Origin of the sequence: Methylobacterium sp. yr668 (assembly GCF_900116245.1) — a bacterium.
In the GTDB taxonomy this organism is placed as follows: domain Bacteria; phylum Pseudomonadota; class Alphaproteobacteria; order Rhizobiales; family Beijerinckiaceae; genus Methylobacterium.
The window spans coordinates 1-9,524 of sequence record NZ_FOZY01000001.1; the positions used below are offsets into that span (position 1 = coordinate 1).

At 65.4% G+C, this 9,524-nt stretch carries 8 protein-coding genes and 2 pseudogenes; 7 read left to right on the forward strand and 3 right to left on the reverse strand.

Translation table 11 applies throughout. The features are described from left to right. Window positions 1-20 precede the first annotated feature (20 nt). The 3 genes and pseudogenes from BM419_RS00005 to BM419_RS00020 all read right to left on the reverse strand — a co-directional run. Window positions 21-290: pseudogene (locus BM419_RS00005) on the reverse strand (transposase); the annotation flags it as partial. Between the two features lie 340 nt (window positions 291-630). After that, a pseudogene (locus BM419_RS00010) lies at window positions 631-1,083 on the reverse strand (transposase); the annotation flags it as partial. A 686-nt stretch (window positions 1,084-1,769) separates the two neighbouring features. After that, window positions 1,770-2,078 (reverse strand): hypothetical protein, encoded by a 309-nt coding sequence (locus BM419_RS00020; protein WP_091924196.1) that lies wholly within the window; start codon window positions 2,076-2,078, stop codon window positions 1,770-1,772. Between the two features lie 170 nt (window positions 2,079-2,248). On the opposite strand from BM419_RS00020, the gene BM419_RS00025 reads away from it, so the two are divergent. The 7 genes from BM419_RS00025 to BM419_RS00055 form a co-directional block, all read left to right on the forward strand. Next, the gene (locus tag BM419_RS00025; protein WP_091924199.1) at window positions 2,249-2,857 is read left to right on the forward strand and encodes a PAS domain-containing protein; all 609 of its coding nucleotides are present in this window, start codon (window positions 2,249-2,251) and stop codon (window positions 2,855-2,857) included. Between the two features lie 839 nt (window positions 2,858-3,696). Continuing rightward, complete coding sequence (locus BM419_RS00030) at window positions 3,697-4,593, forward strand: LysR substrate-binding domain-containing protein (RefSeq protein ID WP_091924202.1); 897 nt, start codon at window positions 3,697-3,699, stop codon at window positions 4,591-4,593. Between the two features lie 219 nt (window positions 4,594-4,812). After that, on the forward strand, window positions 4,813-5,562 hold the full coding sequence (locus tag BM419_RS00035) for an SDR family NAD(P)-dependent oxidoreductase (protein WP_091924205.1): 750 nt from the start codon (window positions 4,813-4,815) through the stop codon (window positions 5,560-5,562). A gap of 13 nt (window positions 5,563-5,575) precedes the next feature. After that, window positions 5,576-6,427: a transketolase gene (locus tag BM419_RS00040; RefSeq protein WP_091924209.1), complete on the forward strand. Its 852-nt coding sequence runs from the start codon at window positions 5,576-5,578 to the stop codon at window positions 6,425-6,427. Beyond that, window positions 6,424-7,446, forward strand: a complete 1,023-nt coding sequence (locus BM419_RS00045) for a transketolase family protein (RefSeq protein ID WP_091924212.1) — start codon at window positions 6,424-6,426, stop codon at window positions 7,444-7,446. The genes BM419_RS00040 and BM419_RS00045 overlap by 4 nt, the downstream gene beginning before the upstream one ends. A 303-nt stretch (window positions 7,447-7,749) precedes the next feature. Continuing rightward, window positions 7,750-8,766, forward strand: a complete 1,017-nt coding sequence (locus BM419_RS00050) for a TRAP transporter substrate-binding protein (protein ID WP_091924215.1) — start codon at window positions 7,750-7,752, stop codon at window positions 8,764-8,766. A 14-nt stretch (window positions 8,767-8,780) separates the two neighbouring features. Next, window positions 8,781-9,524 (forward strand): TRAP transporter small permease (locus BM419_RS00055; protein WP_139257044.1); only part of this gene is annotated, 744 nt, incomplete at its 3' end.

Below are 9,524 nucleotides of genomic sequence, written 5' to 3' on the forward strand. Positions count from 1 at the left end.
GCGCGCGGGGCTGATCAGTTTCCCCGGGCCGCCTCCTGCAGGATCAACTTGTCCAGGGTGAGATCCGCGATGGCTTTTCTGAGCCGCTGGTTCTCCGTCTCCAGATCCTTCATCCGCCGGACCTGATCCGACTTCAGGCCGCCGTACTCACGCCGCCAGCGGTAGTACGTCACCTCGCTCACGCCGATCGCGCGGATCGCCTCCGCCACGCTCTGGCCTTGGCCGACCAGCACGTCCGCCTGCCGCAGCTTTGCGACAATCTCCTCAGGCTTGGGTCGCTTCCTCGACATCGATCCGTCCTCCAGGCTCGAAAGCCATACCAAAGGGCGGACCACTTCATTGGGGGCGGATCAGTCGACATCAGCTGGGCGGTGTCCTGCAGCGAGAGCAGGTTCTGACGCGTGGCGGCCGACAGGGTGATCGAAGACATGGATCGCTATCTTTCTGACTCAACGCGCCGCTTTTTCGGCGGGCTCATGGACAACGGCGCTCGAAATTGATCAAGCTCGACTCGGAAACAATGCAGAAATTAAATTACCGAAGTGAACAGAAATATAACGACGCGCGTTGCCGGCGACTATACTTTTCATGGAACTGAGACACGTCGAGTCGCCCAAGGGTTGATTCTGAAGTGACATGCCGCGTCAGGAGAGGGCCGAGGGTTTCCACCGCAATGCGCAGCATCGAGCCCTTCTCGCGCTTGGCCCCATTGTAGCCCGCTCGCTCGCCGCTCTCGGCCGAGGAGCGCGAGGTCCGGCCGTCGAGCATGGCCGCCGTCGGCTCCGGCGTCCGATCCGCGGCGAGGTGCAGCACCGCGCGCGGATCCTCGGCCCGTTGCTCGAAGCAGCCACCTGATAGTCCGCGCTGCGCCTGCCGATACACGGCAAACCAGGGCGGCAGGTCGCGCGGCCTCAGCCGCCACGGGCAGCCGGTCCTGACGATGTGGCGCAGCGCGCTGAACACCTCCCGCAACGCATGCTCGCGCTGACCGGCATCCCCGCGCAGCAGCGTCAGTTCGGGCGCGACCGGCGCCCGCTCCTCATCGGAAACGTCGGGCAGATACGGCTCGTGGGCGGGGCTCATCCCCACCCATCCGAGCATCAGCCTCAATCAGGACCCTAACAGCCTCGGAGCGCATCTGAAGAGCAGAGCAGAATGCACAATAGCCCCGCGCGGCGGTGTCGGCGGGGCAGGAGATGATGCTCTGGAAGAGCCGGAGCGGGTGCCGCATACCGCGGACCATATTGCCAAGCCTGACGTGTTGGGTCCAGCAGTTGCCGGCACCAGCGGCTGAGCTATTCTCCCTCTTATGCGCACAGTGTTCGCTGTACTCAGTCTCGTCGCTGTCGGACCGGCCGCTGCTGCGGACGTCTACCTGTTCGACCTGCTGCGCCGACCCGGCGACAAGCGCGCCTACAACGCGATGCTGAGGAGTGGTCCTTCAGTGCCGAAGTGGGTGACGGCCTAGAGCCGCACGTCGAACGGACCGTCCCAACCTTCCAGAGAAATCAAAGCGGACGGCGAAACCTACCTGCTCGCTGACGTGTGCAAGGTCCACGACTGCCTCGACCATAAACTTCAGGTGATATTCGCGCCGGGCGGGCGGCGCGCGTGGGGCCGGCTGTATGAGAACGGCCGCACCAGCTGGATAGGCAGCCCATCGCCGGCGCTCGGGAAGGCGGCCGATCGGATCGGATTCTGAGGCGGTCGCATATTCCACGTCGCCACGCCCCGATCGGCTCACCGGGCGGAGGGCCGGCTGTTCAGCCTCAGGCGCGCTCGGCCGTCTTCTGAACCAGCTCCAGGAGCCTGCGTCGATCCTCAGGATCACGGACCAGGTTGAAAGCGGCCAGCAACTCCGCGCACTCAGCGTCGCTGGCGACCGGGGCCACCGGAATGGCCGCGGCGGAAGCTCCCGCATCGACGGCGTTCGGTGGCCTGTAGAACGCAGAGGGCGGCACCTGCACCGCTTCCGCGATACGACTCAGGAGCCGTTCCGTCCTCTGTTGCCGAAGCGTCGGGACCCCGCAGTCCTCCTCATGGTGAAGGGCGCTGGGGGGCGGCGTCTTGCTGCTCATAGGCCTCCGTCTCGGCGTCCCGCACGCGCCGTGTACACTGTTATACCGTTTCAAATTCTATTTGAATGCGTGTGAAGCGCAACGGTTGTGCTAGCGCAAAGCTTGCCCTTTGTGGTTGTGTCGTGCGACAGGTCACATGGGTGTGAGCGAACAGCGAGAGCAGGTACGGCGTGCCGAAGCCCCGATCCCTTGGCGGTCAGACGTGTCCGAAGGCATTTCAGTCGGCGCTCGATGAACTCGACGTCATCGGCCAGTGGGAGTGGGACGCGGCGACGGACTGCGCGCGCTCGGACGCCTTCGTGGCGCTGCTCTTCGATGTCGACCCGCAGCAGGCGGAGGCGGGCGTTCCACTGACCCAATACGTCGAAGCCATACACCCCGAGGATCGGGTGCGGGTTCTCGATCTGATCCGGCGCAGCGCCAGCGAAGGTAGCACCTTCCTGACCGAGTACAGGGTCATCTCGGTCGACCACCAGACCCGCTGGGTTCTGGCGCGAGGCCGCTTCACCGCTGATCATCAGGGGCGACCGGTCGGCGGTGGCGGCATCCTCGTGGACATCACCTCACTGCGGATGAGCGAGGGCACTTTCGCGGAGGGCACGCGCCGCCCCGATGAAACCGCGCTCGACCGGGCCGCCGATCACGCCATCGCCGCACAGGAGGCGATTGTGGAGTTGCGAGATCCGGCTCTGAAAGCGCTGGCCGACGCGCTCTTGATATCGCTGGGCCGGAAGCTTGCGCAGCAAGAGGTGCAGGACCGGCGCCGGAAGATGAACTGATCGAGGGCGCTCTTGCCCCCTCACGACGCGGAAGCGCGCCCGACGTCACCAGCGTGTGAGCCGCGACGCGAGGCCGCTCATCGGCAGGATGGCCGGCGGCTACCACGCCATCTCCACTGACGGGTGAGCCGACGATCGATAGACTCGCGGCCGATGTACCGAATCTCGCCTGCAAGCCTCTGCCGGCTCCGCACGCTCGCTCAGACCGACGCCGCTTCTATCAGGTGAGCGGTTACCTGCGTGGCCTGTAGGCGGTCGGCTTGGTCGTCGCCACCGGGTCGACTAATCTCGAGAACGTCGAGTACAGCGTCACCGATACCAGTCGAGCCGAGTTCGAGGGGCGGCCCGGTCTATCCTCGTCCAGCTTGTACGGCCTCATGGATTTTCGCGCGACCGGTCCCCGGATCCGAAGCGCGTCCAGAAGGGTGGGCTTGCGAGGAACGCGACGACCGTGTCGAGCTGCCGGAGCCGGTCCTGATTGTCCGCTCAGGATCGCAATCGGATGTCGCGCTTTCGTCTCGAAGCGGATGTGCTGCCTTCCGGTTCGATCCTGCTGATTGGACCGATGCGCGCTGGTTCCCCGCGGACAGAAGGGGAAGCGGTCCGATAGGTGTTGCTTCGACCAAACACTGGCGCATCATCTCATGCGGGAGGTGCCCCTATGGAATGCCTAGACCCTCAATCCAGAAGGCGACCGGTCATAAGGCGAGTAGGGCATCGTGACGCGTTATTCATTGTCCCGGATGCAGTCAGCGCAATAAGATCAAGCATCGTGAGGAAACTGCTCGCAAATAGGCGATGTGATACTCTCATAAAATGGGGGACTTCAAGATAGCGTCATGGCTTCGGATCTTCCTTTGTCCGCGTTCCGCATCTTCGAGGCAGCGGCGCGACGTCGCTCTTTCAAGGAGGCTGCCGGCGAGCTGAACCTCTCGGCCAGCGCTGTCAGCCACGCCATGAGCAAGCTCGAGGAGTCGCTCGGCGTGCCTCTCTTCGAGCGCGTCGGGCAGGGTATCGCGCCAACGACAGCGGGAGAGGCGCTCCTCGATCACGTCAGCCGGGCTTTCGCCGAGCTGCACCGCGGGCTCGACATGATCTCGACCCGCGGCTCGCAATTGCTGCGCCTGCATTGCGCCCCGAGCTTTGCCGCACAGTGGCTGACGCCCCGGCTGTCGGGTTTTCTGCGCGACCATCCTGGGATGGAGGTGCGACTGGCCGCAGGCATGGACTACGCGCGCTTCACCAACGACGAGTTCGATGCCGATATCGTCTACGGCCCCCCGCGCGGCGAGGGCTTGCTGCGCATGCCTCTCGGCGTTGAAACGGTGACGCCGCTCTGCGACCCGTCGCGAGCAGAGCAGATCAAGAAGCCGTCCGATCTGTTCCGGCATCCCTTGATCCAGAGCGACACGAAGCTGGTGCGCTGGCCGCACTGGTTCGACAAGAACGGCCTGACGGCGCCGGCATCCGCAGCCCTGCGCTTCGACCGCAGCTTCCTGGCATTGACCGGAGCGGCCGACGGCCTCGGCGTCGCCCTGGAGTCGACACGTCTCGCGGAACGGGAAATGACGATCGGACGCCTTGTGGCACCGCTTGCAGGTCGTTCAGTGGATATCCACTACACCGGTCACCATCTCGTCTTTCCGCCATCATCGCGACGGCGCGAACCTCTGAGGATCTTCGCACGCTGGCTCGCTAGAGAACTGTCTGTATCGCCGAGCTCGGAGCTGGAATAGCGTTTAATGAATTTCATTCATGTTTGAATGCAATCTTCGCGTTTGTTCATTGCCTCTCGGGCAGCCATAAGGGCGTCAACGATAGGACGCGAGGAAACGGCTCGGACGTCGACGCCCGTCAGAGCGCGGCCGAAGAGGGTGAGCTGGCTTCATGCCAAGCTTTCTCCGCCTCCCATCGCAGAAGAAGCCGGGTTCGGCCGGTTTGCAGGGAGGGTCTACATGCTTCTCGAGAACAAGGTCTGCGTGATCACCGGGGCGGCCTCCGCCCGCGGCATCGGCAAGGCCACCGCCCGGCTCTTCGCGAAGCAGGGCGCCCGCGTCGTCATCCTCGACCTCGACGCCGGCCAGGCCGAGGCGGCCGCCCGCGACCTCGGTGACGGCCATCTCGGCCTCGCCTGCAACGTCACCGACCGGGGCGCATGCCAAGCTGCCGCCGATGAGACGATCGCCCGCCTCGGCTCGATCGACGTGCTGATCAACAACGCCGGCATCACCCAGCCGCTCAAGCTGATGGATGTGGGACCGGAGAACTACGACGCGGTCACCGACGTCAACCTGCGCGGCACGCTCTACATGAGCCAGGCCGTGGTCCCGCAGATGCGGAAGCAGAAATCCGGCTCGATCATCTGCATGTCGTCGGTCTCGGCCCAGCGCGGCGGCGGCATCTTCGGCGGTCCGCACTATTCCGCGGCGAAGGCCGGTGTCCTCGGCCTGCAGAAGGCCATGGCCCGCGAACTGGGCGCTGACAGCATCCGAGTCAATTCCGTCACTCCCGGTCTGATCCAGACCGACATCACCGGCGACAAGCTCACCCCCGAGCTCAAGGTCGAGATCGCCAAGGGCATCCCGCTCGGCCGCCTCGGCGTCGCCGACGACGTCGCCAATGCCTGCCTGTTCCTGGCCTCCGACCTGTCCGCGTACATCACCGGCGCGGTGATCGACGTGAACGGCGGCATGCTGATCCACTGAGAGGGAGGACCTCATGTCAACCGAACGGCCCCACGAGGGTTCGAACATCTCGCTGGCCGACCGGGCCTACAATATCCGCCGCCACGCCCTGTTGATGGGCGAGGTCCAGGGCCAGGGCTACATCGCCCAGGCGCTCGGCATCTCCGATGTGCTGGCGGTGAGCTACTTCCACGCGATGACCTACCGTCCGGAGGATCCGGAATGGGAGGGCCGCGACCGCTTCTGCCTCTCCATCGGCCACTACGCCATCGCCCTCTACGCGGCGCTGATCGAGGCCGGGATCATCCCGGAGGACGAGCTGACGAGCTACGGCGGCGACGACAGCCGCCTGCCGATGTCCGGCATGGCCGCCTACACGCCCGGCATGGAGATCACCGGCGGGTCGCTCGGCCACGGGCTCGGGATCGCGGTCGGCATGGCGCTGGGCCTGAAGCGCAAGAACGCGAAGAGCTTCGTCTACAACCTGTTCTCCGACGGCGAGCTCGACGAGGGCTCGACCTGGGAGGCCGCCATGTCGGCCGGGTCGTTCAAGCTCGACAACCTGATCGGCATCGTCGACGTGAACGGCATGCAGGCGGACGGCCCCTCGCACGGGGTTCTCAACTTCGAGCCGCTGGCGCCGAAGTTCGAGGCGTTCAACTGGTTCGTTCAGCGGGTCGACGGCAACGACCTCGACGCGCTCGTGAAGGCCTTCGATGCCGCCCGGCACCATCCGGGTCCCGAACCCCGGGTAATCATCTGCGACACGAAGATGGCCAAGGGCGTGCCGTTCCTCGAGGAGCGCGAGCGCAACCATTTCCTGCGGGTCGAGCCGGCCGAGTGGACGCAGGCGCTGGAGATCCTGGACGAGGGGAGGGTGAAGTGAGACGCTCGAAATATGAGAGGCCCGCGCCGCGCGTCGGCGGCGGCGCCAAGACCTCGGCGATGATCGCCTCGCTGGCCGCCCCTGGGCAGCGCACGAAGCCCGTCCCGTTCGGCCACGCCCTCGTGGAGCTCGCCAAGACCCGGCCCGACATCGTCGGCCTCTCGGCGGATCTGGCCAAGTACACGGACCTGCACATCTTCGCGCAGGCCCACCCTGACCGGTTCTATCAGATGGGGATGGCCGAGCAGCTCCTGATGAGCGCGGCCGCCGGCCTCGCCCGCGAGGGGTTCGTCTCGGTTGCCACCACCTACGCGGTGTTCGCGGCGCGGCGCGCCTACGATTTCATCTGCCTCGCGATCGCGGAGGAGAACCTCAACGTCAAGATCGCCTGCGCGCTGCCCGGCCTGACCACCGGCTACGGGCCCAGCCATCAGGCGACCGAGGATGTCGCGATCTTCCGCGGCATGCCGAACATGACGATCCTCGACCCGTGCGACGCGCACGAGATCGAGCAGATGGTCCCGGCGATGGTCGCCCACCAGGGCCCGGTCTACCTGCGGCTGCTGCGCGGCAACGTCCCGCTGGTGCTCGACGAGTACGGCTACCAGTTCGAGTGGGGCAAGGCCAAGACGATCCGCGATGGCCGCGACGTGCTGGTGATCTCGTCGGGCCTGATGACGATGCGCGCCCTGGAGGTGGCCGAGGCCCTGTGCGAGGATCGGGTCGACGTGGCGGTGCTGCACGTGCCGACGATCAAGCCGCTCGACGCGGCGACGATCCTGGCCGAGGCCCGTCGCGGTGGGCGCCTCGTGGTCGTTGCCGAGAACCACTCGGTGGTCGGCGGCCTCGGCGAGGCGGTGGCGGGATTGTTGATGCGCGACGGTACCCTGCCGGAGCGCGGCTTCCGTCAAGTCGGCCTGCCGGACGAGTTCCTCGACGCCGGAGCGCTACCGACCCTTCACGACCGCTACGGCATCTCGACCGAGGCGATGGTTCGAAGCATCCGCGGTTGGCTGTAGGCGCAGCCGTCGCTCGCGACAACAAGCGACTACTCGCACCCATAACTGCGCTGAATTGAGATGATCGCGGATCTCCGCGTCCGCGATCATGCTGTGCCTTAGAAAAACTTCTCTATTCATTCGGTCGCATCGCGCGCTCCGAGCGATGATGCGCGCCTGAAAACAATTAACGAATTCAATATTCGATCAAAACAATAAAAACGCTCAGCAAAAGGGCGACCTGCACGCATGGGCAGAGGCCGGCGATCTCAAAGACCGTAGCAGGCGGGATCGCGCCACCGAGCATCATCAGGGAGTGAAATCGTGAGCACATTCAACATAAGCCGTCGGACACTTCTTGCCGGCGCCGCGGCTGTTCCGATCTTCGGCATCATCACGCGCCGGGGCGAGGCCGCCGAATTCGGCTACAAGCTCGCCACCGGCCAGGACCCGACCCATCCGGTCAACGTCCGGGCGCAGGAAGCGTCCGACCGGATCCGCGAGGCGACGAGCGGGCGCGTCGACATCAAGTTGTTCCCGGCCAATCAACTCGGCTCGGACACCGACCTGCTGTCGCAGGTGCGGAACGGCTCGGTCGAGTTCTTCAACCTCTCACACTCGATCCTGTCGACCTTCGTGCCGGCGTCCAGCCTGCCCAACACCGGCTTCGCCTTCAAGGATTACGATGCCGTCTGGAAGGCCATGGACGGGGCGCTCGGCGACTATGTCCGCGCCGAGATCGCCAAGACGCCGATCACGACCATCTGCAAGAGCTGGGACAACGGCTTCCGTCAGATCACCTCCTCGACCCGTGAGATCAGGACGCCCGAGGATCTGAAGGGCTTCAAGATTCGCGTGCCCCAAGCACCGATGCTGACCTCGCTCTTCAAGGCCCTCGACGCCGGGGCCGCGCCCATCAATTTCAACGAGCTGTACTCGGCGCTCCAAACCAAGGTCGTGGAAGGCGAAGAGAACCCGCTGCCGATCATCGCCACGACGCGCCTCTACGAGGTGCAGAAGTCCTGCAGCCTGACCGGCCACGTCTGGGACGGCTACTGGATCCTCGGAAACAAGCGCGCTTGGCAGAAGCTGCCCGAGGACCTGCGCGCGATCGTGACCAGGGAGTTCGACCGCTCGGGTCAGGATCAGCGTGCGGACGTGGTCAGGCTCAGCGACTCTCTGCGCACGACCCTGTCAGAGAAAGGGATCAGGTTCATCGATGTCGACCGCGAGCCTTTCCGTGCCGCTCTCGCCAAGACGAGTTTCTACAAGGACTGGAAGGCGAAGTTCGGTGAAGTCGGCTGGAGCCACCTCGAAGCCGTATCCGGCAAGCTCGGTTGAGGGGGTGGGGTGTCATGCACGTCGGTATCGCCGCCGCCGCCTCTGTCGAGGCAACGCCCAGTCACGGCCTGCACGGGCCCCCGCTGAGCGGTCACCCATGGCTCGGGATCGCCGATCGGTTCCTCGGTCATCTCGTCGAGATCCCGGCCGCCCTGCTGGTGCTGGCCGAGATCGGGGTGCTGCTCGCCGGCGTCGTGAGCCGCTACGTCTTCCATGAGCCGCTCGTCTGGTCGGACGAACTCGCCGGCATCCTGTTCCTGTGGCTCGCCATGCTGGGCGCCGTGGTCGCCTTCCGCCGCGCCGAGCACATGCGCATGACGGCGATCGTCGCGATGACCGGACCCCGCACCCGCGCCTTTCTGGAAACAGTCGCGCTGGTGGCCGGCCTGATCTTCGTGAGCCTCGTCCTGCACCCGGCCTACGAGTTCGCGGCCGAGGAAATCTACGTCCAGACGCCGGCCCTCGATCTCAACAATGCGTGGCGCGCCGCTGCCTTGCCGATCGGCCTCGGCCTGATGCTGCTGGTCGCCGTCATCCGCCTCTTCGAAACGGCCGATTGGCGGATGACGGCCGGCGCGCTGGCGCTCGGCGTTGCGGTCGCGGGTGGGCTCGTCGCCCTCCAGCCTTGGCTGGCGGGGCTGGGCAACCTCAACCTGCTGCTGTTCTTCGTCGTCGGCGTCGGCGCGCTGGTCTTCTCCGGCGTGCCGATCGCCTTCGCGTTCGGCCTGTCGACCTTCGCCTACATCACGCTGACCACC